This window comes from Nocardia coubleae NBRC 108252 (genome assembly GCF_001612805.1).
Lineage (GTDB): Bacteria > Actinomycetota > Actinomycetes > Mycobacteriales > Mycobacteriaceae > Nocardia > Nocardia coubleae.
Window position 1 is genome coordinate 1022973 of sequence record NZ_BDBD01000011.1, and the last position, 26301, is coordinate 1049273.

A 26301-nucleotide genomic window follows, 5' to 3' on the forward strand; every position below is an offset into this window, starting at 1 on the left:
CTATCGAGGGGTTCAGGCCGACAATGCGCGGACATCATCGAGTTGTGCCGATTCCACGCATTCCAGGAACAACGCGACCGCGGGATTCGGTTCGTCGGCCCGCCAGACGGCGTGTAAATCAAGGGTCGGTACCGGATCGAACAATTTCACCGCCACCGAACTACTGCCCGGCACACCCATTCCCATCGAAATCGCGCGCGGCAGCGAGGCGAATCCGACGAGTGGTCGCACCGAGACCATGTGTGCGGTCGCGCCGGGGTCGTCGGCCGAATGCGTGACATTGAGCGAGATCCTGGTTTCGGCCGCCGACCGCAGGATGGTGTCGTACATCGCCGGACACTGTTCGCGGGCGAACAGCACGCAATCCTGACTCTGTAGTTCCGCGAACGGGACACCGGGCCGGTCGGCCCACCGATGTCGGCGGCCGACTACCGCGACGAGCGGAACCCGGTGCAGCAGGCGGCGATAGCGGAAATCGGCGGTACTGGGATGACCGTAGACCAGGGCCACATCGAGGGAACCGTCGGCGAGGGCGGCCAGCTGGGGGCCGGTCCGCTTCTCCCACAGCGACACCACGATGTCGGGGTGCCGTTCGGTCATCCTGGTGAGTGCCTCCGGCAGCACATGCCTGCTGGCGGGCAGGTTGTAGCCGATGCTGAGGCTGCCCGCCCTGCCCTCGGCGGTGGCCTTGGCCGCCTGGGCGGCGCGGTCGAGCTGAGCGACGATCAGGCGGGCCTGGCTTTCGAACTCGCGCCCCGCGGGGGTCAGCCGGACCTCGTGGGAGTTCCGGGCGACCAGCTGGACGCCGAGCGATTTCTCCAGCTTCTGCAGCTGGGCACTGAGACTTGGTTGGGTCAGATGGAGGCGCTGCGCTGCGCGACCGAAATGCAACTCTTCGGCGATGGTGATAAACGAAACGAGATGTCGGAATTCCATGACGCCGGCTCCTTCCGAGTACCACCACGCTATCGAGGCCGGATAACCGGTGATGAATAGCGGTCGCCGCGCGCATTGCCGGTCGGTGAACCTGGCCGCGCAGCTTCCTATGGCGCCGTGTTCGCGGCGTTCATCACCGCCTCGAGCGACGCGGCGACGGGCGAGGCGTCGAGGCCGAATGCCCATCCGCTTCGGCCCGCGGCTCGATACTCGACGTAGCTCGCAGCGGTGCCGTCAGCGGCGCCGTGCTGGGTGAGGCCGAGGATCTCGATGGAGTTGGCGGTCTCGGCGAGGGCGGTGGTCAGGGCATCGACCGGGCTCGCCACGTGGGTCGAGTGGTGTTCGGTGCCGTGCACGTCCAGGACGATTTCGGTGGTTCCGTCGACAAATTTCCACTGTACCAAGGTGATTCGACGCTCGTCGGCGGTGTAGCTCTGCTCGAACAGGGCTCGGAGTTCATCGGCGCCGATCTCCGCGCCGGTGTCGTCGGTGTGTTCCTGCACCCGCTGCGCGAAGTCGATTTGCAGGCGGCGCGGCAGCTCGAGACCGTATTCGGTGTGCAACAGGTAGGCGATACCGCCCTTGCCGGACTGTGAGTTGACCCGGATCACGGCATCGTAGGAGCGACCGAGGTCGGTGGGGTCGATCGGCAGATACGGGACCCGCCATTCCGATTCGCGCTCGTGCACGCCGAGGGCCGCTGCCCGCTCACGATGCTCGGTCATGCCTTTGCCGATCGCGTCCTGGTGGGTACCGGAAAACGCCGTGTGTACAAGATCGCCCACGTACGGGTGCCTTTCGTGGACGGGCAGACGCGTGCAGTACTCGACGGTGCGGCGGATCTCGTCGATATCGGAGAAGTCGATCATCGGGTCGACCCCTTGGGCGTGCAGGTTCAGCGCCAGGGTGGCGATATCGACATTCCCGGTGCGCTCACCATTGCCGAAGACGCAGCCCTCCACCCGTTGGGCACCGGCCAGGACGGCCAGTTCGGCGCAGGCGACACCGGTCCCCCGATCGTTGTGCGGGTGCACCGACAGGATCACCGCGTCCCGCCGGGCGAGATTGCGGTGCATGTATTCGATCTGGTCGGCGTAGACGTTCGGCGTCGCCACCTCCACGGTCGCGGGCAGATTCAGCGTGACGGGGCGCTGTGGGGTCGCCTCCCACAACTCGGTGACGGCGTCGCAGATCTCGAGGGCGAAATCCGGTTCGGTCAGGTTGAACACTTCCGGCGAGAACTGGAACCGGACATTCGGCAGCTCGCCGGCCAGTTCCAGGACATCGCGGGCACCGGTGACGATCAACTCGCGCAGTTGCTTCCTGTCCTTGCCGAGAACCACCTCGCGCCAGACCGGCGCCGTGGCCGTGTACAGGTGGATGATCACGTCGTTGGTGATGCCGCGGACCGACTCGACGGTCCGTGCGATCAGGTCGCGACGCGCCGGGGTGAACACGACCAAGGCCACATCCGGCGGCGCGATGGGGCACTCGGCCAGCAGGCGTACGAAGTCGAAGTCGGTTTGCGACGCGGACGGGTAGCCGACCTCGATCTCTTTGTAGCCCATGGTGACCAGGAGTTCGAAGAACCGGCGTTTGCGCGCAGGGTCCATCGGTTCGGCCAGTGCCTGGTTGCCGTCGCGCAGGTCGACCGGGACCCACAGTGGCGCGGTGGTGATCCGCGCGCTCGGCCAGTCGCGATGCCCGGCAGGCACTTCCACGCGACGGTGGACATCTCGATATCGGTACGACGGCATCGCCGAGTGACGTTGCCGGTTCCATGCGGGCGCACCATCGGCAAGAGAACCCGAAGGTGTTGTCAGGGTGGGGAATTCGGTCATGACCTGCTCTACTTCCCGGCCATCCAGGGCCGAAGACGACGGAGACCGGCCACGACGGAGCCCCACGGCGGGGCGGCCGGTCGTCAGGCCCCGCCGTGGCGGCCGAGGAAGAGCGCGGTGTAGGTCATGATGGGTACACTTCTACCACAACTCCTCAGACAAGTAGAGAGGTCCTCGGGTGATACCGCAGGTAAGGCGCCAGCCACTGGCGGCACAAGCGGCCGAACTGCTGCTCGCGCGGATCCGGGCGGGCGAGTGGCCCTTGGGTCATCGATTACCGGGCGAGACCTTGCTCGCCACCCAGTTGGGGGTCGGGCGGTCGACCGTGCGTGAGGCGATCCGGGAACTCGCGGGCAAGGGCGTGCTCGACAGCAGGCAGGGCGCAGGCGTGTTCGTCACCGCGCTCGATGTGACCGAGGACTGGGATGTGGTGCTGCGTGGTGCCACCATCGTCGCGGTGATCGAGGCCCGCATTGCCATCGAGGCGGAGGCCGCGGCCCTCGCCGCCCGACGACGGACACCCGCCGATCTGCGGGCCATCCGGCGAACCCTGGCGGAACGCCGCGTCGGAGGTCGGCCCGTCGCCGATCACGTCGATGCCGACATGGCCTTCCATCGTGCGGTCGTCGTCGCCGCGCACAACGATGTCCTCACCCAGCTTTTCGACAGCCTTCTTCCGCGTCTGCGTCTGGCCATGATCGACATGCTCGAGCTTCGCCCGGTCCGCTCCGAGCAGGACGACCAGCACGCGCACGAGCAACTCGCGCAGGCGATCGCGGAACGAACACCGACTGCCGCAGCAGAATTCAGCCGCACGCACCTTTCCGCCCTCAAGGAGGCCTTCACATGACCGGCAGCGCCGTGATCGAACTGGACGATGTGACCTTCCGCCGGGACGGCAAGAAGATCATCAACGGGATCTCGCTGACGGTGCGCGCCGGCGAGCACTGGGCGCTCCTGGGGCCCAACGGCGCAGGCAAGAGCACGCTGCTGGGATTCTGCGGTGCCGTCACCTTTCCGACGACGGGGATCGTGCGGGTGCTCGGGGAGCAATTCGGGCGGGTCGAGTTGGCTCGGCTGCGGCGCTCGATCGGGCATGTGAACCCGCGGCATCGGCTGCCGCACGCCCTCTCGGTGCGCGAGGTCGTGCTCACCGGCATCACGGGCACGATCGACACACCGATGCGCTGGTCACCGAGTTCCGGCGACCTGGAGCGTGCCGAGCAGATCATCGACACTCTCGGCCTGTCCGGCAAGGCCGACGACCTCTGGCCCACCCTTTCCCAGGGTGAGCGCGGCCGCACTCTCATCGCCCGGGCCCTGATCAGCGATCCCCGGGTCCTGCTCCTGGACGAACCGTCCACCGGCCTCGACCTGGCCGCCCGCGAACAACTGCTCACCACCCTGGACAGCCTCGACCGAACCCACCCCGAAGTCGCCTCGATCCTGGTCACCCACCACCTCGAGGAACTACCGAGCACCACCACCCACGCCCTGCTCATCGCCGACGGTCACACCGTCGCCGCAGGCCCGGCCACCGAGGTCATCACCACCGACCACGTCTCGACGGCCTTCGCCCACCCGATCGAAGTCCGCTACGACGGACGCTGGAGCGCCCGCGCCCGCTGAGCGCCGACGAAATCCGCGATGCGCGGCGCTCCTTCAGATGGCGCGGTCTGCCTCCGCGCTGGCGAGGATCGAGCGGGCGAGGGCGTCGGGGTCTTCGAGCATCGCGAGATGACCGACTCCGCGAAGGTATTCCAGCTGGGCACCCGGCACCGCCTCGTAGTGGTGCGCCGACGCCGGGTCCCAGCGAGGATCGGAGTCTCCGAAGATCACGAGGAGGGGCTTTCCGGCGTCGATGAGGCGCTGGGGCACGGTTCGTGCGGCGAGGTAGTCGATGTTGGCGGCGATAATCGCACGGAAAGTTCGATAGGACATCGCGCGTAAGTCGGCCACGGCACCGTCGGGCACCGTGATCGTCGTCGCCGCGGTCGCTGCCAGTCCGCGACGGATCATCGAGTCGGTGCGCAGCGCCCACACGAGCGGACCGAACGGCGGCGAGGTGAGCGCCCGGATGATCGCGGGCTCAGGGAGCAGCGCTGCCAGATTCGGGCCCGTACTGACCAGGACCAGATCGCCGACCAGATCGGGACGACTCTCGACGAGGGCCGTCGCGACATACCCGCCGCTGGAGTGACCGACCACCCGCAGATTTCGGACGCCGAGCTCGTCCAACACCTTCGCCACTCGATCCGCTTGTTGCGCAACGGCGTACGTCGATGCCGACTCCGACCGGCCGCATCCTGGCAGGTCGATCGTGATCACCCGATACTTCGCGGCGAGCGACGGCACCACGGGTGCCCACATCGAACCGGTCGCGCCCGAGCCGTGCACGAGTAGCAGGGGCGGTGCGGTCGGGTTCCCGTCGATGACGACGTGCAACCCGTGGATTGTCGTATCCTCGCGTGGCTTGGTGGGACTCGATGCGCTCATACCGCCAGCATCGCCGTCGACCCGTCACGCCGTATTGGACAAATGTCAGGCTGTTTGACTCCGGTTAGCCTGGAGGCGTGGACGCGGCGAGCCGATGGGACTGGAGTCGGGTCGATGTCGCTGTGCCGGGCCGAGTGCCCATGCCGGGAATCCAGATGGCGGGATTCCGGTACCACGGGGATGCCGCCGTGGAAATCACCATGATTCCGCATCCCTCGATCACGCTCCTGCTCGACCTCAGCGAACACGGAGTCGTATACGACGTTCTGGGGTGCCAAGTCGTCGGGAACGCGATCATCGGCCTCCACGCAGGCCCGCTACGGATCACCAGCACAGGAGTCGGTGACGTCCTGCAGATCCGCATGTCCCCCGTCGTCGCCGCGGTGGTTCTCCAAGACACCAGCATCATCGGCGGCACGGTGACACCGCTGCCGGACCTGTGGGGTAACGAAACCGCCGGCTTGACCGAGCGGCTCCGTGCGACGCCGTCGTGGAACGAGCGGTTCGCGATCGTGGCCGCATTCCTGCGAAGCCGGGTGCGTCGCGGATCGGGTGTAGCACCCGAGATCACGTATGCCTGGGGCCGGACCGTCCGCAGCCGCGGCCGGATCCGCATCGAGACCCTTGCCGCGGAGACCGGCTGGACCCGCCAGCGACTATGGTCCCGCTTCCAGTCCAGTATCGGAGTATCACCCAAGCACGCGTCCGACCTGGTCCGCTTCGACCATGCCGCCCACCTCCTGGTGGCAGGGCGCTCGCCCGCGGCCGCCGCCGCCGAGGCGGGCTATGTCGACCAATCGCATTTTCATCGTCGCACCAAGGCGATCACCGACATGACCCCCGCCGTGGTCGCGAAGGCTCCGTGGCTCGCGATCGACGAAGTGGCCTGGCCGACAATCTGATTCCTGCCTCCACCTGCGAGCGACGCGGCCCCGTGTCGTGGGCAGCGTCGAGGAGCACCGGGTCGGCGCAGCGGCCGCGCACACGAGCATATTGACATCTATGTAAGGTAAGCCTACACATAGACGAAAGTAGGCAGTTCCATGCGCATCGTGTCGTTCGGTTTCCAAACCTGGGGTCGTAAGACCCTGCAGGCCCTGATCGACTCGGAGCACGAGGTGGTCCTGGCGGTCACCCACCCGGCCGCGGATTCCGCCTACAAGGCGATCTGGAACGACTCGGTCGAGGAACTGGCCACCGAACACGGCATTCCGGTGCACCTCACCGAACGCGCCGACGCCGAGACCATCGATCTCGTGAAGCGTGCCCGACCCGACGTGATCGTGGTCAACAGCTGGTACACCTGGATGCCCGCGGAGCTCTACGACATGCCGCCCCATGGCACCCTGAACCTGCACGATTCGCTGTTACCGAAATTCACCGGGTTCTCACCGGTGCTGTGGGCGCTGATCAGCGGTGCGGAGGAATTCGGCCTGACGGTGCATCGCATGGACGAGCAACTCGACACCGGCGACATCCTGGTCCAGAAGCGCCTGCCGATCCCGCCCGACGCCACCGGCACCGAACTCGTCCTGGCCGGCATGGAGCTGATCCCCGGTGCGGTGCACGAGGCGCTCGCGGCGCTCGAGAACGGCACCGCGGTGTGGACACCGCAGAACAAGGCCGAGCGCACCTACTTCCACAAGCGGTCCGACCGTGACAGCCGGATCGACTGGTCCCTTGACGCGACCGAATCGGAACGGTTCGTGCGGGCGCTGTCCGCGCCGTATCCGCGCGCCTACTCCTACTACCGCGGTGAGCGCGTCGAGATTCTCGACGCGGTGGTCTCCGAGGCCCGTTACGGCGGCACCGCGGGCAGGGTGATCGTTCAGGAAGGTGGCGGCGCGGTCGTGTGTGGAGCCGACCCGCACCGCGGTGGCAATCACGCATTGGTGATCAAACGTGTCCGTAGCGCGACGGGTACCGAGTACGACGGTGCCGAATTCTTCGCTCGCGGTGGATATCTCACCGATTTTCCCGCCTGAGTTCCCGGTTCCGCAGCGCCCGTCCGACGGCACGGGCGCGGACTTCCCACCTTCGCTCCCAGCTTCTGAGGCACCATGATCTCCCACCGTTCGGCCCCTGCTGTCCGCCCGCTCACCGCGGCACAACGCGAGGTGTGGTTCGCTCAGCAATTGCTCGGGCCGGTGCCGCTCGCGGTCGGCCAGTATGTCGACCTGCGCGGACCGCTCGATGTGGCGGCATATCGCCGCGCGGTCCGCTCGGCCGCGCGGGATCTGGGTGCCTATGTGCGGTTCACCCTCGTCGAGGGGCAGCCTGGACAGGTGCACGACGATGGCATCGACGATGCCATCGCCCTCGTCGACTGCAGTGGAGAGGCCGACCCGGAGGCCGCAGCCCACGCGTGGATGCGGGCCGATCAGTGTGCGCCGTTCGCTCTGATCGCCGACCCACCCATCGTGACCACGGTCCTGCGCCTCAGCTCGGAGCATCACCTGCTCTACACCCGCGCGCATCACCTGGCGCTCGACGGCTTCGGCGCCGTCCGCATGCAGCATCTGCTGAGCACCTATTACACGGCCCTGCTGGAGGGACACGAATTACCCTCGGCCGCAGTGGATTCGACAGCGGTTCTGGCCGCTGCGGAGCAGAGTTACCTGGGCTCGCGACGGTATGGGATCGACCGCGAATACTGGCGCGAGCAGCTCGCCGTGCTGCCCGCCCCGGTCACTCTCGCGACGCGACCAGGTGCTCCCGACCCGCTCCCGATCCACGCCCGCGCCGAGCTGCCGCCATCGCTGGTCGAGCGACTGCGCACACGCGCTGGCTTCCCCGGCATCGCGCCCGTGCTGGTGGCGGCGTTCGCCGCCTTTCTCGGCAGGCTGACCGACACCGAGGCGGTGGCGCTGAGCCTGCCGGTCACCGCGCGCACGACCGCCGCGATGCGCGAATGCGGTGCCATGACTTCGAATATCGTCCCGCTGCGCTGCTCGGGCGCCACCGTGGGCGCCGCCATCGCCCGCGCGCGTGCCGAACTGAGCGGGGCATTACGCCATCAGCGCTATCGCGGTGCCGACATGATCCGCGACAGTGGTCGCCGAGCCGAGTCGCTGAACTTCGGACCGGCCGTCAACATCATGAACTTCCACACCGAGTTGATGCTCGGCCCGGCGCGTGGCGTCATCGAGCTGCTGTCCACCGGGCCGGTCGAGGACCTCGCGCTCAATGTGTATCCGCTGACCGATTCCGGGTTGCGGGTCGAGTTCGAAGCCAACCGCCATCGATACACCGAGGCCGAGGTCACCGCGCACCTGGAGCGATTCGTCGGCTTCCTGACAGAGTTCGCGACCGCCGACGACGAGGTCGCGATCGACCGGTTGCCGGTCCTCACCGGCGCCGAGTCGAGCCTGCTCGTCCCCTGGTGCGGGCCGACGGCTGGTCAACCGGCCACGTTGGGCGAGCTGATCGCCGCCGCCGTCGCGGAAAACCCGGACGGGATCGCCGTCGTCTACGGCGAGAAGCGTTGGACCTACCGGGAATTCGGCGCGTGGACCGACCGCCTCGCCGGCACGCTGCAGGCCGCTGGGGCCGGCCCCGAGACCTTGGTCGCGATGGTCATGGAACGCTCCGCCGCCTCGGTCGGAGCTGTCTGGGCGATCACCAAGACCGGGGCGGGCTTCGTACCGATCGACGCGGGATACCCGGCCGAGCGCATCGCGCACATCCTCGACGACTGCGGTGCCGTCCTCGGCGTCACCGGTGTCGAGCACCCGGCGGATCTGCCCGGATCGGTCCACTGGACGATCGTCGACCCCGATGCGACCCCGGACGCAGAGCTGCTGCCGGTCGCCGCGCGGCCCGAGCACCCCGCCTACCTCATCTACACCTCCGGTTCCACCGGTGTCCCCAAGGGCGTGCTGGTGACCCACGGCGGTCTCGCGAACCTGGCGGCGGAGCGGCGCGACCGGTACGCGCTGCGGCCCGGAGCCCGGACCCTGCACCACGCCTCCCCCGGTTTCGACATGGCGGTCGGCGAGATCCTGTGCGGGCTGGCCGGTGCCGCGACACTGGTGGTTGCCCCGCGCTACGTAATGGCCGGACCGGATCTGGCCGAGCTCATGCGTCGCGAGCGGGTGACCAACGCCATCATCACCCCCGCGGTGCTGGCGACCCTCGCTCCCGAGACCCTGCCGGAACTGCGTGTCCTCGGTGTCGGCGGGGAGGCGATCCGCGCCGACCTGGTTTCGGCCTGGTCGCGAAACCGGTTGATGCGCAACGGATACGGCCCTACCGAGGCGACCGACATCGCGACCATCGCGGAACTGACACCGGATCGATCGGTGACGATCGGCGCGCCGCTGCGCGGATTCCACGCCCTGGTACTCGACGCCCGGCTGCGCCCGGTGCCACCCGGTGTCGTCGGCGAGCTCTACCTCGGCGGCCCGGCCCTGGCGCGCGGCTACCACGGTCGGCACTCGTTGACCGCGGCCCGATTCGTCGCCGATCCGTTCGGCCCACCCGGCGGGCGGGTGTACCGCACCGGTGACCTGGTCACGCTCACCACCAGCGCCGAGCCCGAACTGATCTACCACGGCCGCAGCGACTTCCAGATCAAGGTGCGCGGGCACCGCATCGAGCCGGGCGAGATCGAGACCACTCTCACCGGCCTGCCCGGCGTCGGCCGGGCAGCCGTCACTGCCCATCAGGACTCGAGGGGTACCCATCTGGTGGCCTACCTGGTGCCGGACGGCCCGCTCGATGTGGAGCAGGTGCGGCTCCGGATCGCCGAGCAACTGCCCGCGTATCTACGTCCGAGCGCCTACCTCATGCTCGACACGCTGCCGTTGACTCCGAACGGCAAACTCGACACCCGTCGCCTGCCCGCGCCCGTGTTCGGTCACCACGGTTCCCGGCCCGTCGCGACAGATTCGGAGCGGAAGGTGGCAGCGGCCTTCACCGAGGTTCTCGCGATCGAAGTGGCCGGGGCCGAGAGCGACTTCTTCGAACTCGGCGGGACCTCGCTCACCGCCACCGCGCTCGCGGGACGGCTCGGCCTCGATGTCCGCACCGTCTTCGACGCACCGACCGTCGCGGGGTTGGCACTGCGACTCGACGACGCCGAAGACCCGGACGCACCGGCGCCGCTGACCCGGCCCGAGCACCTGTCGCCTGCCCCGGCGCAGCTGCGGATGTGGTTGCTCAATCAGCTGTACCCGGAGTCGTCGGCCTATCATCTGCCGATCGCGTTGCGGCTCAGGGGATCTCTCAATGTGGCAGCGCTCGACGCGGCGGTACGGGATGTGGTCACCCGGCACGAGGTGCTGCGCACGGTGTACCCCGGCAGCAGCGCCGGGCCGCGCGTCCGCATCCTCACCGTCGACGAGGCCCTCGGCCGGGCACCGCTGACCGCGCGCACCCTCGACCGGGACGATCTAGACGCCGAACTCGCGCAGGCGGTCACCGCACCCTTCGACGTCACCACCGACGCACCGATCCGGTTGGCGCTGTGGAATATCGGCTCCGACGAGCACGTACTCGCGCTGGTGGCACATCACATCGCCGCCGACGGCTGGTCGCACGGTCCGCTCGTGGCCGATCTGTCCGCCGCGTACACCGCGCGGGCCGCCCGACGCCAACCGCGATGGGAACCGCTTCCGCTGCAGTACGCCGACTACACACTGTGGCAGCATCGGCGACTCGGCGATCGGCACGATCCGCCGTCCCGCGCCGCCGGTCAGCTCGCGCACTGGGTGCGTGCGCTGGACGGGGCGTCCGACCGACCGCCGCTACCGACCGACCGAGTCCGCGCCCCCGGCATCGGCAGGCCGGGTGGTGCCGGTGCGGTGGTGGAGTTCGAGATCGGCGCCGACGTCGCGACAGCGCTTGCCGAACTGGCCCGACGACACAACGCGACTCCCTTCATGGCCGGGTACGCGGCGTTCACCGTGCTGCTCGGTGACCTGGCCGGAAGCGCGGATGTGACGATCGGGACCCCGGTCGCGGGTCGCGCACACCCCGCCCTCGACCGCCTGGTCGGCATGTTCGTGAACACCCTGCCGTTGCGCCTGACCCTCGATCCGCAGGAACACTTCACCGCGCTGGTGGTGCGTGCGAGGGAAGTCTCGCTCGCCGCGCTCGGCAATGCCGAGGTCCCCTTCGACCACATCGTCGAAGCGGTGAATCCGCCACGTGACAACACCAGGCACCCGCTGTTCGACGCCGTGTTCTCCTACGAGAACCTGCCCGCACCGCCTTCGCTCGACCTCGGTGACCTGACCATATCCGTTGTCGACTTCCCTTGGGAAACAACGCATTTCGACCTGAGTCTCACGCTGAGCGAAGACCCGGGCACCGGTGGCCTGACGGGGAACCTGCGCTACGCCACCGACCTCTACGAGGAGGCGACGGTCACCGCGTTCGCGGCACGGTTCCGCGACATCCTGACGACCGTCGCCACGCATCCCGAGGTGACCCTCGCGCAGCTGTCCGGCACGACCGGGCTCGGCATGCCCGAACGCCCGGAAGTCGACCCCGCGTCCGACGCGCCTGCCCACAGCGGCGAACCGGCGACCGTGCGCGAGCTCGCGGTGGCACGGGTGTTCGCCGATGTGCTGGAACGAGATTCGGTCGAGATCGACGACAGCTTCTTCGATCTCGGTGGCACCTCGCTGCTCGTCTTCACGCTCCGAACGGAGCTGCGGACCCGGCTCGGCATCGACGCCGACCCGCGCCTGCTGTTCGAAGCGCCGACGCCGCGTGCGGTGACGGCGGCGGTGACAGCGGAATCCGGCGCGGCGGCGGCCGGACAGTGGACCGACATGCTGATCGCCGACGCCCAGCTCGATCCAAACATCACGGTGCCGGCGGCCTTCCCGCCGCCGCCGACCTCGGCCGACGATGTGCTCCTGACCGGCGCCACCGGTTTCGTCGGCATCCATCTGTTGCGCGAGCTGCTCGACCGCACCCCGTCGCGCGTCTGGTGCCTGGTCCGCGCCGACGACATCGACGACGCGCGCCGCCGTCTGGAAACAACCCTGCGGCGCTACGGACTACGGACCGACGGACTCGCCGGCCGCGTCGTGCCGGTGCCCGGCGACCTCGCCGCACCGCGGTTCGGGCTCGACACCGACACGTGGACCGAGCTGGCCGCGCGTATCGAGGTGATCTACCACAACGGTGCCCGCGTGAATCACCTGGAATCCTATGCCGCCCTGCGCCCGGCGAACGTCGCCGGAACCGTCGAGATCCTGCGACTGGCTGTCGATACCAGGGTGAAGGCCTTGCATTTCGTGTCGACCGTGTCGGCGGCTGTCGGTGTCGGCCACACCGGAGTCGTCACCGAACACACGGCGATCACCGCCGACCAGGTACCGCGCAACGGGTACCTGGCGACCAAATGGGTGGCCGAGCAGCTGGTCCTCGCGGCAGCCGAACGCGGGTTGCCGGTCGCCGTGCACCGGCCCGGCCTGGTCGCAGGATCGATCAGCAGCGGCGCGAACGGCGCCGACGACGCGTTCTGGACACTGATCCGATCGGCCGCCCATCTCGGGGTCGCGCCCGACATCGAGTCCGCCGAGGTCACATTGGCCCCGGTCGACTACGTGGCACGCGCCTTGGTCACGCTCGCCACCGGACGGCAGCCCGCCACCGAGATCTACCATTTGGTCAACAGTGCGCCGACCAATGTCGGCGACATCCTGAACACCCTGCGCCGCACCGGTTTTCCCATCGACATCGTGCCGGTGGCCGATGCCGCCGAACGCTTGGCCGGACGGATCGCGCAGCATGCCGACCTGATGCGCGCGGCACTCGTGGCCGAGAACTACCTCAACGGTGGCGGCGACGCCCTGATCGTCGACGACACCGGCACCCGCGCGGTCCTGGCTCGATCCGGTGTTCGTTGTCCGGACATCGACGGGGCTGTCCTCCAGCGTTATGTCGACGGTTTCATCACCGAGGGCCTGCTACCGACCCCGGTCGAAGCGGTGTCGCGAACCCGGCCGGCTGGCCGACGACCGTCGTGAGCCGGGTCAACGCAGGGTCAACGGGGTCTCCGATTCGATCCTGGTCAGCTTGTGCGGGTTGCGGACGAAGTAGAGGCCTGTGATGCGGTCCTTGTCGACCCGGAACGCCATGACTCCATCGATCTCGCCGTCCAACCGGAAGACCAGGGCCGGCTGCCGTTGAGCAGAGCGCACTCCTTGTCAACCGAACCGTCTCGTCTCGGTTGATTGATAAGCTGCCCTCATGACCGACGCCAAGGGAAGTTCGCGGCGCAGCGAGCGTTCGCGCCAAGCCATCCTCGCGGCCACCCGCGCATTGATCTCCGAGGTCGGGTATACGAAGGTCTCCATCGAGGCCATCGCGGCACGCGCCGGGGTTGGCAAGCAGACGATCTACCGGTGGTGGCCGTCCAAGGGAGCCGTCATCTTCGATTCGTTCCTCGCCCTCAGCACAACAGAGGAAGGGCCGCAGGTGGAGCTGCCCGACACCGGGGACATCGAGGCCGATCTGAAGGTGGTCATGCGGGCCACGGCCGCGGAGTTCGCCGACCCTGAGTTCGAGCGTCCGATTCGCGCCCTCGAGGTCGAGATCGTCAACGACCCCGAGCTCGCTGCCCAGTTCCGCGAGAAGCTCGCGCGCCCGGTGGACGAAGCGAAGAAGGCTCGCTTGCGCAGCGCACAGCGGGCAGGCCAACTCGACCCCGGCGCGGATCTCGACCTGGTCCTGGAGGTGCTCTACGCCCCGTTGTTCCAGCGGTGGCTACACAGGTCCGGGCCCCTCACCGCCGAATACGCCGATTCCCTCGTCGATGTCACGCTGCGCGCATTTCGGGCTCCCTCATCGTGACCGACCTCCCCGGCGATCTAACGAGCCGGCAGCTGCACCGACACGCACAACCCACCGCCCGGACGCGGGGTGAGAGTAAGAGTGCCCGCGTGGGCTCGGGTGATGCTGTCGACGATGGCCAGTCCGAGGCCGACGCCGGAATCGTGGGTGCGAATGCGTTCGGACCCACGCTGGAACGGTTCGACGAGTGTGGAAACCGTTCTCGGAGTGAGGTTTTCGCCCGTGTTCTCGACGGTGAGGACCACCGAGTCGGGCAGGCGGCGGGTTGTTGTCCACGCGGTGCCGCCGGGCAGGTTGTGGACTATCGCGTTGTGAACGAGATTCGTGGTCAGCTGCAGGAGCAGGGCGTGCGAGCCGACGGTGGGGGTCGGCTCGCCTGCGGTTTCGAGGGTGATGGCGTGCTTTTCGGCGAAGGGGATGAGCGTCTCGGTGGCTTCTTCGGCGAGCAGGGACAGGTCGACGGGCTCGGGCGTGAACGACCGCTGGTCGGCTCGACTGAGCACGAGCAGGGCTTCGGTGAGATCGATGGCCCGGCTGTTGACGGTCTGGAGGCGTTCGATCAGGTCACTCGGGTCGTCGGGGGGATCGTCACGGGCCACCTCGAGCATGGTTCGGGTGATCGCCAAGGGGGTGCGTAGTTCGTGGGATGCGTTGGCGGCGAACCGCTGGTTCTCGGTGACGTGGGCTTCCAGCCGGGCGAGCATGGCGTCGAAAGTGTCGGCCAGTTCCCGGAATTCGTCGGCGGTGCCGGCGAGCCGGATGCGGTGCGACAGCGAGCCGTTGGCGGCCAGGCGGGCAGCGGCGGTGATCCGGGTCAGCGGGGCGAGCATGCGTCCGGCCAGAAACCAGCCGCCGACCAGGCCGAAGACCATGAGGAAGAGCAGGACGGCGGCCATGAACGGCGCGAACGAGCGGAGCAGCAGCCGCCGGTTGATCCAGAAGTTGCCGGTGGTGTCGATCCATCCGGCAGGCAGGTAGTACAGGTAGAACACCAGGACGGCGACGAGTAACAAGGTGCCCGCGAGCATGACGAAACCGGCGTAACTGAGGGTGAGCTTGAGGCGGACACTCAGCCCGGGTGCCCTATCCACCGTCACCTCCCGTACTGATGCGGTAGCCGACGCCGGGAACGGTCGCGATGATCCATGGTTCGCCGAGACGTTTGCGCAGCGCCGAGACGGTGATGCGGACGGCATTGGTGAACGGGTCCGCGTTCTCGTCCCAGGCGCGTTCCAGAAGTTCCTCCGCGCTCACCACACCGCCGTCGGCCGCGACGAGCACCTCGAGCACCGCGAACTGTTTGCGCGTCAGCGCGACATAGCGGCCGTCGCGGTAGACCTCGCGACGGAACGGGTCAAGACGCAGCCCGGCGATCTCGCGGACGGGTGGCCGGCTGTGGGCGCGCCTGCGGTCGAGGGCGCGCAGGCGCAGAACCAGTTCGCGCAGATCGAACGGTTTGGTGAGGTAGTCGTCGGCGCCGAGCTCGAAACCGGTCGCCTTGTCGTCGAGGCGATCGGCGGCGGTGAGCATCAGGATCGGCAGCCCGCTGCCCGCGGCGACGATGTGTTCGGCGATCTCGTCTCCGGAGGGACCGGGGATGTCACGGTCGAGGACGGCGATGTCGTAGGTGTTGATGTCGAGCAGCATCAGTGCCGTGTCGCCGTCGCCCGCGATGTCGGCGGCGATGGCTTCCAGGCGCAGGCCGTCGCGGATTGCTTCGGCCAGATAGGGTTCGTCCTCGACGATCAGTACACGCATCGCTCTCGATTCTTCCAGCGGGAACATATCGTCGGCGTATCGAAAATCGCATACGTGCGTGCAACGCCGCATTGTCTTGACTGACTGCATGAATCAGAGAAATATCCGGGGAATTCTAGCGACTGCTGTCGCCGCTCTTACCGCGGCAGGCGCTGTCGCGTTCTTTGTCCACCAATCGCCGGACCGGTTCTCCTCCGTCGCGTTGTCGATCGATATTCCCCGTGGCGACCCCGGTTCGCCCGGTGCGGGGGTCTTCGACGACCAGTCGCCCTCGGTGGCCAATCTCGACCCTGAATTGCTCGATGCGCTGCGTCGGGCCGCCGTCGACGCGGGTAGCGAGGGGGTGGAATTCGTGGTCACCAGTGGCTGGCGGTCCGCGGAACACCAGACGCGGCTGCTGCACGAGGCGGTCGGCAAGTACGGGTCCGAGGCCGAGGCCGCCCGCTGGGTGGCTACCGCGGAAACCTCCGCGCACGTGTCGGGTGACGCGGTCGACATCGGGCACAGCGCGGCGACGGCGTGGTTGTCCGCCCACGGCGCCGCCTACGGGCTGTGCCAGATCTACGACAACGAACCCTGGCATTACGAACTGCGCCGCGACGCCGCGGAAAACGGGTGCCCGGCACGGTTTGCCGATCCCACCGAGGACCCGAGGATGCAGCGGTGACCACTCCCCGGCCCGCCACGTTCGTCGCGTTTCGGTTCTGCGTGGTCTATTTCGTTCTGTTCTGCCTGCTGAACACCTACATTCCGTTCGCGTTGCTCGGCATCCTCGGGCGCTGGGTGCGCCGTTATGTGAGCCCGTGGGACATGTCGCTGACCGACCCCGTCACCGGGTGGGTAGGCCGGACGTTCTTCGGCGTCGATGCGGTGCAGCACAAGGATTCCGGTGCCGGTGATCAGGCGGCGGTGTGGGTGCTGGTGCTGTGTCTGCTGGTCCTCGCGATGGTTGTCGCCGCGGTGTGGACGGCATTCGATCGCCGCACGGCCTACCCTCGGCTCACCGCCTGGTTCTCCCTGTTCCTGCGGTTGTGCCTCGGTGCGCAGATGGTGGGGTTCGGGTTCGCGAAACTGATCCCGACCCAGATGCCCGGGCCGTCGTTGGCACAGCTGCTGCAACCGTACGGCGATCTGAGTCCGGCCTCGGTGCTGTGGTTGCAGGTGGGCAGTTCCCCCGCATACGAGATGTCGCTCGGTGCTGTGGAAGTCGTGGCGGGTCTGCTGCTGTTCTTCTCCCGAACGATGGTGCTCGGTGCGCTGTTGTGCTTGCTCAGTACGGCGCAAATCCTCCTGCTGAACATGACGTTCGACATCCCGGAGAAGTTGCTCGCCGCGCATTTGCTGTTGATCAGCCTGGTGCTGCTCGCGCCCTATCTGCGGCGGCTTGTGGATGTCTTCGTGCTGCAGGGTGGTTGCGCGCCGCTGTCGCTACCGTCGCTCTTCGCCGAAGAACGCAAGAACCGCATCGCGAAAGGGGTCGTGGCGGGTCTGGGACTCTGGGTCGCACTGGCCAGCGGGTACGACCGGTGGGTGGTGTGGCAGGAACAGCACGGGGCAGGCAGCCCCAAATCCGAGCTGTACGGAATCTGGGACGTGCGGGAATTCACCGTCGACGGACAGGTCGCACTACCGCTCACCACCGACGGAACCCGTTGGCAACGACTGATTTTCGAACATCCGGGATCGGCCACCATTCAACGGATGGATGGTGAATTCGTTCCGGTGGAAGCCGAACTCTCCCCCGGCGGACAGCTCGAACTCGCCCGACCGACAGGACCACTCGCGACTGTATCCACCCAGAGACCCACCCCCGACCTCCTGATACTGCGCGGGGAACTGCACGACCGCCCACTCGTCGTCACCTTGGAACGCCTGGACCTCGACAGCTTCACCTTGCGCAGTCGCGGATTCCACTGGGTGCAGAACTATCCGTACTTCCGCTAGCTGACACGTCCACTCAGAACCGGCCCCAGCCGACATTGGCCCAACCCGACCGACTGAAGATGCGGTAGTTGTTCGCCCTGGCCCACTGCTCGGCTGCGTCGTGCAGGAATCGCGAGCCGCAGTTGAGGTAGTCCTCGGCCATGTGCTTGTCACCGAAGGCTTGCAACGCTTCAGCCAGCTTTTCCTCGGAGCCCGTCCGGCCGAGCTTGATCGCCAGGATCAGCAGTTCCCTGCGCTGTTCGCGCCGCAATACCTGACGCACGACTGCCGGATTGTAGATCCGTTCCGGGAACTGGCCGAGCCGGGTGTACACCCTGTACCCCTGGCCCCTATCGCGCCAGCTGCCGTCGCGGTTGAGATACCAGACACCTTCGCGCAGCAGGTTCTCGATTTGGACCAGCGAGCTCATCTCGGCCGGAGTGAGCCCCTCGTTGTTGCGCAAATTGGCGTCTGCGCCGTAAGCCCGCAGATTCTCGATCGCTTCCTGCTGGCCGGTGTAGTACGCCAGATGCAGCGCGCTGTTTCCCTGCGCTGCCACCGTATTGATGGACGCACCGGTTTCGACGATTTCGCGCAGCCGCGCGGTATCCCCCGACGCCGCCACCGACAGCAGCTGATCGACCACGCGCTGACGGCGCCGCTCTCGGCTGCTGCGGACGATCAGCCAGAGCAGCCACACCACCAGCGCCAAGCCGAGGAGCCCGATCACCAGCACTACGGGGCTGCTCACGCCACACCAGGGTGCCAGCGAATCCCGGTTTCCCGGCCCCACCGCTCGACGCGCGCGTGCAGCGGCTGCAGGCGGCCGGTGTAGATGGTGTGCAGATGCTCGCGGGCGGCGGGGCGGGACAGGTCGACCTCCCGCACGGTCGCGGCGATCAGCTGCAGCTCACCGAGGAAGAGGTCGCGCTCCGTTGGCAGCTTCGACTTCTCCGCCGACGCCAGACGTGGATCGTTCAGCAGGGTGTCGTACTTGCGGCGGATCAGTTGATCGGCTGTCTCGATCTCACCCGTCAGCCAGGCGCGGTATTCCGTCGGCGACGCACCGACGGCCAGGATTTCCCGGATCAGCGGGGTCCGCACGACCTCGCGGACCAGATCGTCGAGCTTCTCGTTCGCCCTGCGCCACGCGGTGAAATCACCGGCCTCGTAGGCGGCCCGTGCCTCGGCCGCCACCCCGTCCTGACGGTACCGGAACGGCTGCGCCTCACCGGGAAGGTCACGTTCGAGCCAGACCACCAGATTGGTGAGCGTGCCCATTCTGTCCTCGAAATCGGCCAGCGGCGGCTCCAGATACGCCTCAGGGCCCTCGCTCTCCTGCAAGGTCTGCAAGATCGTCTCGGCTTCGAGCAGCATGTGGTGCGCTTTCGCCTGGTCCTTCGCGCCGACGATCAGCCCTTCCACAGCGAGCAACCGCTGTTCGAGATCCGGTCCCGCCTTCGCCGACTCGAACTTATGCACCTCGGGACGCACCTGGCGCCACGCGGCGTGCGCCCGTACGGTCCTCGACCGGATCTCTGTCCACGACGCGACCTGACGGACCGGGATGTCGATGACGGCGGTGGCCGTCCGGTCCAGCTGCGGCAGCCGCACCGACGCGTGAATGGTCCACCCGACCGCGAATTCCAGGGACAGTTCTACAGCGGTACCCGGAGCCACATCCTCGGGCAGGTCGTGGATCTGCACCGAACCGATCGGTATGCGGCCCTCGTAGAGCCGTACCCGCAAAGCGGTACCCGCTCGCGCGGTCTCCAGATGCTGGCTGACGCGGTGCGGGATCTTGGTGCCCGCCTTCACGATTCGCGCCAGCCGACCGTCCACGAGCTCCACCGAGAAGTCGTGTGCGAGCACATCTCCCGCCAGGTCGAGTGCCGGCGTCTCGTCGTGTGCTGTCACGGTGAGGTGTCCAGTGTCGACCTGTTGCCCCTCGGCAAGCACTCGCACGGTGAAGGAGCTTTCGCCCTCGGCGAACAGCGGAACGTCGATGAACAGGAAAGCGCCGTCACCGTTGACCCGCTGTTCGAGCGGTGCGCCGTCGGCGGTCTCGACCAGGACGAGCACCGGTTGACCCAGCTCGTCGGGACACCGCACCCGGCCGGCGATATCGACCGAATCGCCTTGCGGCACCAGCGGTTCCAGTTCTAGGACCGAGCTACGGGTAGCGCGGCTCGCCGCCTTGAGAGCCGCGCCGACCGCGACGACGAGTTCCGGATGGAACAGGCGCGGTGGGATACCGAAGCGTTGTTCCAGCAACGTCGCGACCAGCGGGATTCTCGACGAGCCGCCGACCAGCACGATCTCGTCGAGAGCGGCGTCGCTCAACCGAGCCTTGGACAGCGCTTCTGCGCAATGGTCGAGGGTCGCGCGGAGATGGTCTTCGATCATCCGATCGAAGACGGGCCTGCTGATGGGCAGGTTGATGGTCATCGGATTTCCGGACCGATCTTCCAGGTCCTGGCTGATGATTTCGGTCTCCGTCTCGCGGCTCAGCTCGTGCTTCGCCGCCTCGGCCAAACTCAGCAGCCGTGCGAGCAATTCGGCGTCACGTGGTTGGTCCGGCCGGAAACCGAGGTCGTAGCCGGGCAGCTGGGCGATCATCCAGTCGACGATGGCCTGATCGAAGTCGTACCCACCGAGGTAACGGTTGCCGTCGAAGGATCGACTGCTGAATCCGCCGTCCGGGTCCCAGCTCACCACCGAGGTGTCGAAGGTGCCGCCGCCGAGGTCGTAGATCAGGAACCGGCGTCCCTCGGAGTCCTTCATGCGGTACTCGTGCATGTGCGCCAACGCTGCCGCGACCGGTTCCATCAGCGTTTCGACCACCTCGAGCCCGGCCTCGGCACCCGCCAGTCCGGTCTGTGTCTTCGCGCTGGTCTCGAAGTATGCGGGCACCGTGATCACGGCGCGGTCGATCGGCACACCGAGCACGTCCTGCGCCATTGTTTTGAGATGACGCAGCAGGTGCACCGAGGCCTGCAGCGGTGTGATGGTCGCATGTCCCGCGGTGACCGGCTGATCGGTGCCCATATTGCGCTTGAAGAACATGGCGGGCGGTGAACCGGGATGGCGCGCTTTGCGTTTGGCGAGCGCACCGACCAGCACGGTGCCGTCGGGTGAGATCCAGATCGCCGACGGTGTGGTCAGCGACAGGTCGGGATTGGCGACGATCAGCGCTGACCCGAACTGCCGCAACCGGCGTCGGTCGATCAGCGCTTGTTTGTTCGGGATGTCGGCGTCGGCCGGAATGGCCACGCAGCAGTTCGTCGTGCCGAGGTCGATTCCGGCGACCAGCGTCATTCGGTGTTCTCCTGTTTCAGCGCAGTGCGTGCAGTTCGGGGCCGAGAGCGGGTGGCAGCAGCTTGGGCAGGACCTGGTAGTTCAGCCCCGGCACGACGCCGGGTACCGCCTCGGCCGCGGCCTCGGCATCACGGGCGACCGCGGCATCCAGTTCGTCCGCGAGTTGCTGTAGTTCGGCGAGCTCGGCCACCTCCGATTCGGCGGGCACGGGCCGGTGGGTGAGCAATTCCGCCGTCAGCCGGGTTTCCGGCGACCCAAGTTGCTCATCGGCGGCATTGACCTGCGCCACGGTGAGCACCGCGCCGAACAGGGGAAACCTGCCCGGGTCGAAGGCGATCCGCTTGCGCCGCGCCGCGATACGGGCACGGGCCACCGACGGGCCCGCTGTGGGGTCGAGGTCCAGGATCTGAAATGCCGTGGAGTAGTAGGGGTTCGACCCGGTCCATTGCCATGGGTTCGTCATTTCCGTCGCCCTCCGGTGAGTTCCATCGTCAGCGCTCCCCGATCGAGGCGGTCGCCAGCAGTTCACGCACCGAGTCGTAGGGCGGTAGGTCTGGCAGTCCGAGGCCGATAGCCCACCGGAAGTGCCCGGCCGCTTCACCGCACAGCCGAAGCGCCGACATCTGGTGGCGCTGGTCGAAGGCGATGAACATCAGGCAAGTGCCGAACCAGAATTCGTGTCGGGCCAGTTTCGCCGCGTAGGCCGAACGGTCCGCCGCCGACACCGCGGCCGACCACTGCTGGGTGGTGGTGGCGGTGGTCCGGGAACGGGTGAGTCCGAGCGTGTCGTTGATCGGGGCGGTCATCTCGGTGATCCGGTCCAGCAACAACCGAGCCGGGTACATCTGCGCAGAGATGTTCTGTCTGGCTTGCATATGGTCGATGCCGATATCGAGGGCGGCTTCGGCCAATTGGACGCTGTCCGGATCTACGCGCAACCACGCGGCGACCAGATCCAGGGCTTGCCCTTCACTTCCCGCCTTGGCCAGCCGCCGCACCGCCACCTCGGCCTCATAGCCCCCTCTCGACCGCGTGGCCGACTTGACCGTCTCCGGGAACGGCGCCGTACGGATCGTGCGCATATGCGCTCGGGCACGTGCAGGCTGCTTCTGCCACAGCGTTCGGATCCGCGTGGCATGCGGTTCGAGCAGCTGTTCGGGCAGGTCCGCGCGGACCCGATCGATCGCCCGCTCCAGTTCCGGCGGTGTCACGTCCGACATCACCTCGCCGAGATGTCCGCGCATCGACTCCCAGAACTCGGCGCTGTCGTACAGCGTCGCCCAGTGCCGCAGCGCGGCGTCCCAATGGAGGAAGGCGGTGTGATCGCCCTCGAGTTCGAGGTAGTAGGCCTTGGCGTGCTCGGCGATCGCGCGATGGTGGACCGATACCAGATCGCCGGGATCGTACTTCTCCCACAGTCGCATGGCCGGCTGCGTCCACGGCCGGATCACGCCGTCCTGCCGTAAGGCGGTCAGCGCCAGCCGGGCCGATGGCGGTGGTGACGACGGGTCGCTGCCTGCCGCGATGTCGCCGATCCGGTCGGCGATGCGGGTCAGTTCCGCGGCCTGACCGCCGCGGGCGACCCCGATGATCCGGCGGACCCGCGCGAGCGAAGCGTTTGCTTCCTCCGCACGCGAAATCAGCGCCGACCGTGTGGCTTCGGCGAGATTCGCGCGGGCGTGCCGGAGCTGGGCAGGATCGAGGTCGGAGGCTTCGGGCGTGTCCGCCGCCGCTGCCTCTCTCGCGGCGGCGCGGGCGCGCATGGTCGATATCGCCTCCTGATCGACCATCGACACGCTCGCCCATCGGTCGCCGTGCCGATCGCGAAGCTGTCGTACCCCCGCCGCCAACAGTCGCGAATCCTGCAGGAGGAGCCCGAGTACGAGATGGGCGTTCGCGTGCATGTCCTCGTCGGCCGGCAATTCGGCGGGTTCGCGGATGATTTCACGCAATTCGGCTTCGGCGGCGGCCTGGTCACCCTCGCGCAGCCGGGACAACGCGGTGACGAACAGAACCGCCATCCGCAGCGGCTGCTCGACCGACTGCGGCGGGCTGTCAGCCAATCGTGGTGCGCCCGAACGGCCGTGCATGACATCCGACGCCGCGAGCAGGAGTTTCCTGCTCACGTCGACAGGGGTCTGGCGCGAGGGTGTCGACGAAGCCGCAGGCTCAGGGGTGGGCGGTCGTGCGGGAGTCGGCGGTTCCTTGCGCGGCGGCGAGACCGTCACCGGTGCGGAACCCATCTCGAATCCGAGCCGCGCCGATGTTGCCCGCGGCGGCTGGTGATCCGCCCGCCGGGAAGGCCCCGTCGTGTATCCCGGACGGGTCGGCGACCGCGACGGCTGCGCAGCGCTGTCGCCACCGAACCGTTCCGCGAGCGCGTAGCGTCGTCGGGCACCCGCCTTGTCGCCACGCGCGGCGGCGCGGTCACCGAATCGGCGATACCACTCCGCGCGCGTGCCGGGCCCGAGCGCGTACATCACCTGCCACTCCACGCTGGAACCACCGCTGAATGCGTACTTCTCGAACTGGGCATCCACCAGCTCGGTCAGGTGTGCGGTGGCGATGGCACGAAACTCCGGTGACACGTCGGGATCCTCGGCCCGAACAGCGTCTCCGAACCACACGCACAGCGACGACGGCTGCGACACTCCGGTGACTGCCTTCATCAATCCGGCGGCAATGGACCAGGTTTCGGCGAAGGCACCGGCATCAGGGCGACGTAGCCACGCACGGAATATCAGTTGAACCGTGTCGTCGGTGAGCCCGCAACGCTTCTCGACGGTAGGCAGCAGCCGAATCGTCGCATCGGGCAAGGTCGAGGCGGCTTCGACGAGGTCGTCGTGCAGTCGCTGCCGCAACTCCGGGGTGATGGGTGTGCCGGGGCGACCGAGGAACGTTTCGATCATCGTCAGCCGGGCTCGCGCCTGATCGGCGATGCTCAGTGGCTTGCCGACGGGCGGTTGTGCGGGGCCGGCCGGTTGTGCGGGCGCACGCTTCTCCGCGTTGCCGCGCTCCTTGTCACCCGACGACCAGGGCCATTTCACCGCGAAGTACTCCGGTCGGCCGACCCTGATCGATCCGCAGCCACGGCTATCCCCTCTCCGAACGAGCCCCGGCATCCTCCCGATACCGGGCAACTCGGAAGACAGTGCTCAACCATGTTGCGGCCGAACAGCCTTCAGCTTTCACGATCGACGACGCGAGGAACTTCGTCAAGTCCGAGCCCGGCGCTGCCCCCGAAGCACGAACGAATGCCCCGGGAGCAGGCGGTCTGATTCAGTGGGCGAGTTTGAGCCCGACGACGCCCGTCACGATCATCGTGAGAAACAGGAGCTTGAATATCGTCACCGGCTCTTCACCGGTGGCCATGGCGAAGGCGACGGTGAGGACCGCGCCGATACCCACCCAGACCGCGTACGCGGTACCTACCGGAAGTTCGCGCATCGCGATCGCCAATCCGGCCATACTCGCCAGCAGAGCGACGAAGAACAGCACCGACGGCACGACCCGGGTGAAGCCTTCGGATTTGCCCAGTGCGGTCGCCCACACCGCTTCCAGAAACCCCGACACGACAAGCAGAATCCACGACATCGCAGCCCTCCTCGGGCCGTCTTGTCGCACTCCGGGTACGGCACCCCTCGTCCGGAAGCCCGATCGCCGGGCTCACTTCCACCATGGCACGCCGGCTATCGGCCGGCAAGCGATGGTGGTTCGTCTCACCAGCAAAGATGTCGGTGGGTAGCCGTAAACTCGGGCAGGTGGGGAGGATTCGGGAAACGGCCGGTGGACTCGCATTGACGCTGCCGAGCGTGGCGCTCAACGGTGTCCTGGTCTACGTCGTGATCGTCGGCTTCGGCCTGTGGGCGGCGATCATCATGCTCGTGTTGTGGACCGGGTTCGGCTGCGGCATGGCCAGCGCACTGTGGTTCCATCCGAATCGGGGCCGAGCGGCGGCAGCCTATGGATTCCGCAAGCCCGTCGGATCGGAGCCCGATATTCTCGCGACCGCTTGGGCCGAGGTCACCCGGAAGGCGGGGGTGGACGGCTGGCCCTACTCGCTGTGGGTGCAGCAGTCGGCCACGTTCAACGCGTTCGCGGCGCCCGCGCGCATGGTCGCGGTGACGAGCTGGGCGATCGAATCGCTTCGCCCACGGCAGCTGGCGGCAGTGCTCGCCCACGAACTCAGCCACCATCTCATGCTCGATCCACGTGTGCGACTGCTCGACGCCTGGTTCTCAGTCCCCACCCGCGTGGTCAGGGGTATCGGCGCGGTCCCGGCCCGCGCGGCACGTGGTCCCGGCACTCTCCGATGTCTCGCGCGAGCGGCGATCGCGACGGCGCTGCTGGTGGCCGTGGCATTCTTCCTCACACCACGAATCGGCGGGCCCGCCGTCGCGGTGCTGATCGCACTACTCGTCCTGGAACCCCTGACCGCTGCGGCGCGCGCACGGCGCGGAGAGTTCGCCGCGGACCGGATGGCTGTTCACCTCGGGTACGGCCGCGAACTCCACGGCGCGCTCCGCAGGTGGCTGCCGCACGAGACAGCTCACACATCCGCACTGCTCGCGGCCCGCGCCCGATGGCTCGACACGCATCCGCCGATCAGGCAACGGCTGAAAGTGATTCGACGAACCGCCGCGACCTGATCGCTTCGACCGCCGGGGCGCATCAACCGGAGGTCTTCATCGCCGTGCCGCGATGCGGGCCCATACCTGCGGGTCGGTGCGGAGACCGCCCGGTGTGTCGGCGCCGTACCGCGCGATCTGGGCGTCGAGGTCCAAGGGTGCGGTCAACGAGGTTCCAGGTGCGAGGGCGTCCTCGACGTGTTCGTCGGGCACCAGCCAGCACACCTCGAACTCGATGCCGTCGGGGTCGCGCGCGTAGAGCGCTTTGGTCGACCCGTGGTCGCTCGCCCCGGTCAGTGCGTTCGCCGCGAGCAGGCGACCGCGGATATCGGCGAGCTCGCGCAACGTGTCGACCTCCCAGGCGACGTGGTAGAGCCCGACCGATCCCGGCGGTCCCGCCGCGGGCCGCCTGGCCTGGAACAGCCCGAGATCGTGATCGTTGGCCGAGCCGGGGTGGCGCAGGAAGGCGCCGCCCGGGAATCCCTCGGCGAGTCGCTCGAAGCCGAGGACGTTTTCGTAGAAGGCGATGCTGCGCTCCAGCTCCGCGACGAACAAGACGATGTGGTTGATTCCCCGCATAGCGATGACCT

General features: G+C 67.6%; 21 protein-coding genes and 1 riboswitch. Of the genes, 9 read left to right on the top strand and 12 right to left on the bottom strand.

Annotated elements, in window-relative coordinates; translation table 11 throughout:
• Nucleotides 1-12: 12 nt before the first annotated feature.
• Both NCO8_RS13785 and NCO8_RS13790 read right to left on the bottom strand, forming a co-directional pair.
• The gene (locus NCO8_RS13785) at nucleotides 13-936 is read right to left on the bottom strand and encodes a LysR family transcriptional regulator (protein ID WP_067498605.1); all 924 of its coding nucleotides are present in this window, start codon (nucleotides 934-936) and stop codon (nucleotides 13-15) included.
• A gap of 107 nt (nucleotides 937-1043) precedes the next feature.
• Complete coding sequence (locus NCO8_RS13790; RefSeq protein WP_084457049.1) at nucleotides 1044-2777, bottom strand: 2-isopropylmalate synthase; 1734 nt, start codon at nucleotides 2775-2777, stop codon at nucleotides 1044-1046.
• 178 nt (nucleotides 2778-2955) lie between these two features.
• On the opposite strand from NCO8_RS13790, the gene NCO8_RS13795 reads away from it, so the two are divergent.
• Both NCO8_RS13795 and NCO8_RS13800 read left to right on the top strand, forming a co-directional pair.
• On the top strand, nucleotides 2956-3627 hold the full coding sequence (locus NCO8_RS13795) for a FadR/GntR family transcriptional regulator (protein WP_067639513.1): 672 nt from the start codon (nucleotides 2956-2958) through the stop codon (nucleotides 3625-3627).
• Entirely contained in the window at nucleotides 3624-4406 is a 783-nt protein-coding gene (locus NCO8_RS13800; protein ID WP_067639515.1) for an ABC transporter ATP-binding protein, read from the top strand. Before NCO8_RS13795 ends, NCO8_RS13800 begins: the two co-directional genes overlap by 4 nt.
• A gap of 33 nt (nucleotides 4407-4439) precedes the next feature.
• On the opposite strand, the gene NCO8_RS13805 is transcribed toward NCO8_RS13800, so the two are convergent.
• The gene (locus tag NCO8_RS13805) at nucleotides 4440-5273 is read right to left on the bottom strand and encodes an alpha/beta fold hydrolase (RefSeq protein ID WP_067639517.1); all 834 of its coding nucleotides are present in this window, start codon (nucleotides 5271-5273) and stop codon (nucleotides 4440-4442) included.
• A 77-nt stretch (nucleotides 5274-5350) separates the two neighbouring features.
• Here NCO8_RS13805 and NCO8_RS13810 point away from each other — a divergent pair, with 77 nt between their 5' ends.
• From NCO8_RS13810 to NCO8_RS13820, 3 genes are all read left to right on the top strand, one after another.
• Nucleotides 5351-6175, top strand: coding sequence for a helix-turn-helix domain-containing protein (locus tag NCO8_RS13810; RefSeq protein ID WP_245655343.1), 825 nt, complete (start codon nucleotides 5351-5353; stop codon nucleotides 6173-6175).
• 141 nt (nucleotides 6176-6316) lie between these two features.
• The gene (locus tag NCO8_RS13815) at nucleotides 6317-7258 is read left to right on the top strand and encodes a methionyl-tRNA formyltransferase (protein ID WP_067639519.1); all 942 of its coding nucleotides are present in this window, start codon (nucleotides 6317-6319) and stop codon (nucleotides 7256-7258) included.
• A gap of 75 nt (nucleotides 7259-7333) precedes the next feature.
• The gene (locus tag NCO8_RS13820) at nucleotides 7334-13258 is read left to right on the top strand and encodes a non-ribosomal peptide synthetase (protein WP_067639521.1); all 5925 of its coding nucleotides are present in this window, start codon (nucleotides 7334-7336) and stop codon (nucleotides 13256-13258) included.
• A 6-nt stretch (nucleotides 13259-13264) separates the two neighbouring features.
• Here NCO8_RS13820 and NCO8_RS31335 read toward each other — a convergent pair whose 3' ends face one another.
• Nucleotides 13265-13432 (bottom strand): hypothetical protein, encoded by a 168-nt coding sequence (locus NCO8_RS31335; RefSeq protein ID WP_210739974.1) that lies wholly within the window; start codon nucleotides 13430-13432, stop codon nucleotides 13265-13267.
• Nucleotides 13433-13481: 49 nt separating this feature from the next.
• On the opposite strand from NCO8_RS31335, the gene NCO8_RS13825 reads away from it, so the two are divergent.
• On the top strand, nucleotides 13482-14084 hold the full coding sequence (locus NCO8_RS13825; RefSeq protein ID WP_067639522.1) for a TetR/AcrR family transcriptional regulator: 603 nt from the start codon (nucleotides 13482-13484) through the stop codon (nucleotides 14082-14084).
• A 17-nt stretch (nucleotides 14085-14101) separates the two neighbouring features.
• Here NCO8_RS13825 and NCO8_RS13830 read toward each other — a convergent pair whose 3' ends face one another.
• Nucleotides 14102-15175 carry a sensor histidine kinase gene (locus tag NCO8_RS13830; protein WP_218022666.1) on the bottom strand — a complete coding sequence of 358 codons (1074 nt, stop codon included), beginning with the start codon at nucleotides 15173-15175 and terminating at the stop codon, nucleotides 14102-14104.
• Nucleotides 15168-15842 carry a response regulator transcription factor gene (locus tag NCO8_RS13835; RefSeq protein ID WP_067640160.1) on the bottom strand — a complete coding sequence of 225 codons (675 nt, stop codon included), beginning with the start codon at nucleotides 15840-15842 and terminating at the stop codon, nucleotides 15168-15170. The genes NCO8_RS13830 and NCO8_RS13835 overlap by 8 nt, the downstream gene beginning before the upstream one ends.
• An 88-nt stretch (nucleotides 15843-15930) precedes the next feature.
• Between NCO8_RS13835 and NCO8_RS13840 the strand changes: the two genes are divergently transcribed.
• Both NCO8_RS13840 and NCO8_RS13845 read left to right on the top strand, forming a co-directional pair.
• Nucleotides 15931-16509 carry a M15 family metallopeptidase gene (locus tag NCO8_RS13840; RefSeq protein WP_084457172.1) on the top strand — a complete coding sequence of 193 codons (579 nt, stop codon included), beginning with the start codon at nucleotides 15931-15933 and terminating at the stop codon, nucleotides 16507-16509.
• Entirely contained in the window at nucleotides 16506-17786 is a 1281-nt protein-coding gene (locus NCO8_RS13845) for a DoxX family protein (protein ID WP_067639524.1), read from the top strand. Before NCO8_RS13840 ends, NCO8_RS13845 begins: the two co-directional genes overlap by 4 nt.
• A 13-nt stretch (nucleotides 17787-17799) precedes the next feature.
• Here NCO8_RS13845 and NCO8_RS13850 read toward each other — a convergent pair whose 3' ends face one another.
• The 5 genes from NCO8_RS13850 to NCO8_RS13870 form a co-directional block, all read right to left on the bottom strand.
• Complete coding sequence (locus tag NCO8_RS13850; protein ID WP_167353282.1) at nucleotides 17800-18516, bottom strand: ankyrin repeat domain-containing protein; 717 nt, start codon at nucleotides 18514-18516, stop codon at nucleotides 17800-17802.
• The gene (locus NCO8_RS13855) at nucleotides 18513-21083 is read right to left on the bottom strand and encodes an Hsp70 family protein (RefSeq protein WP_067639527.1); all 2571 of its coding nucleotides are present in this window, start codon (nucleotides 21081-21083) and stop codon (nucleotides 18513-18515) included. The genes NCO8_RS13850 and NCO8_RS13855 overlap by 4 nt, the downstream gene beginning before the upstream one ends.
• A 16-nt stretch (nucleotides 21084-21099) precedes the next feature.
• Complete coding sequence (locus NCO8_RS13860) at nucleotides 21100-21546, bottom strand: hypothetical protein (RefSeq protein WP_067639529.1); 447 nt, start codon at nucleotides 21544-21546, stop codon at nucleotides 21100-21102.
• A gap of 28 nt (nucleotides 21547-21574) precedes the next feature.
• Complete coding sequence (locus tag NCO8_RS13865; RefSeq protein WP_067639531.1) at nucleotides 21575-24130, bottom strand: hypothetical protein; 2556 nt, start codon at nucleotides 24128-24130, stop codon at nucleotides 21575-21577.
• 232 nt (nucleotides 24131-24362) lie between these two features.
• Entirely contained in the window at nucleotides 24363-24677 is a 315-nt protein-coding gene (locus NCO8_RS13870; RefSeq protein WP_067639533.1) for a DMT family transporter, read from the bottom strand.
• A gap of 10 nt (nucleotides 24678-24687) precedes the next feature.
• Nucleotides 24688-24754: riboswitch (guanidine-III (ykkC-III) riboswitch) on the bottom strand.
• 90 nt (nucleotides 24755-24844) lie between these two features.
• Between NCO8_RS13870 and NCO8_RS13875 the strand changes: the two genes are divergently transcribed.
• Nucleotides 24845-25732 (top strand): M48 family metalloprotease, encoded by an 888-nt coding sequence (locus NCO8_RS13875; protein WP_167353283.1) that lies wholly within the window; start codon nucleotides 24845-24847, stop codon nucleotides 25730-25732.
• Nucleotides 25733-25768: 36 nt separating this feature from the next.
• Here the strand turns inward: NCO8_RS13875 and NCO8_RS13880 are convergent, their stop codons facing one another.
• Nucleotides 25769-26290 carry a VOC family protein gene (locus NCO8_RS13880; protein ID WP_174550326.1) on the bottom strand — a complete coding sequence of 174 codons (522 nt, stop codon included), beginning with the start codon at nucleotides 26288-26290 and terminating at the stop codon, nucleotides 25769-25771.
• Nucleotides 26291-26301 lie beyond the last annotated feature (11 nt).

What these genes read in the sequence shown, in the direction of transcription:
- NCO8_RS13785 (WP_067498605.1), bottom strand. Translation starts at nt 936, where the DNA reads ATGGAATTCCGACATCTCGTTTCGTTTATCACCATCGCCGAAGAGTTG.
- NCO8_RS13790 (WP_084457049.1), bottom strand. Translation starts at nt 2,777, where the DNA reads ATGACCGAATTCCCCACCCTGACAACACCTTCGGGTTCTCTTGCCGAT.
- NCO8_RS13800 (WP_067639515.1), top strand. Translation starts at nt 3,624, where the DNA reads ATGACCGGCAGCGCCGTGATCGAACTGGACGATGTGACCTTCCGCCGG.
- NCO8_RS13805 (WP_067639517.1), bottom strand. Translation starts at nt 5,273, where the DNA reads ATGAGCGCATCGAGTCCCACCAAGCCACGCGAGGATACGACAATCCAC.
- NCO8_RS13815 (WP_067639519.1), top strand. Translation starts at nt 6,317, where the DNA reads ATGCGCATCGTGTCGTTCGGTTTCCAAACCTGGGGTCGTAAGACCCTG.
- NCO8_RS13820 (WP_067639521.1), top strand. Translation starts at nt 7,334, where the DNA reads ATGATCTCCCACCGTTCGGCCCCTGCTGTCCGCCCGCTCACCGCGGCA.
- NCO8_RS13825 (WP_067639522.1), top strand. Translation starts at nt 13,482, where the DNA reads ATGACCGACGCCAAGGGAAGTTCGCGGCGCAGCGAGCGTTCGCGCCAA.
- NCO8_RS13835 (WP_067640160.1), bottom strand. Translation starts at nt 15,842, where the DNA reads ATGCGTGTACTGATCGTCGAGGACGAACCCTATCTGGCCGAAGCAATC.
- NCO8_RS13840 (WP_084457172.1), top strand. Translation starts at nt 15,931, where the DNA reads ATGAATCAGAGAAATATCCGGGGAATTCTAGCGACTGCTGTCGCCGCT.
- NCO8_RS13855 (WP_067639527.1), bottom strand. Translation starts at nt 21,083, where the DNA reads ATGACGCTGGTCGCCGGAATCGACCTCGGCACGACGAACTGCTGCGTG.
- NCO8_RS13860 (WP_067639529.1), bottom strand. Translation starts at nt 21,546, where the DNA reads ATGACGAACCCATGGCAATGGACCGGGTCGAACCCCTACTACTCCACG.
- NCO8_RS13870 (WP_067639533.1), bottom strand. Translation starts at nt 24,677, where the DNA reads ATGTCGTGGATTCTGCTTGTCGTGTCGGGGTTTCTGGAAGCGGTGTGG.
- NCO8_RS13880 (WP_174550326.1), bottom strand. Translation starts at nt 26,290, where the DNA reads ATGCGGGGAATCAACCACATCGTCTTGTTCGTCGCGGAGCTGGAGCGC.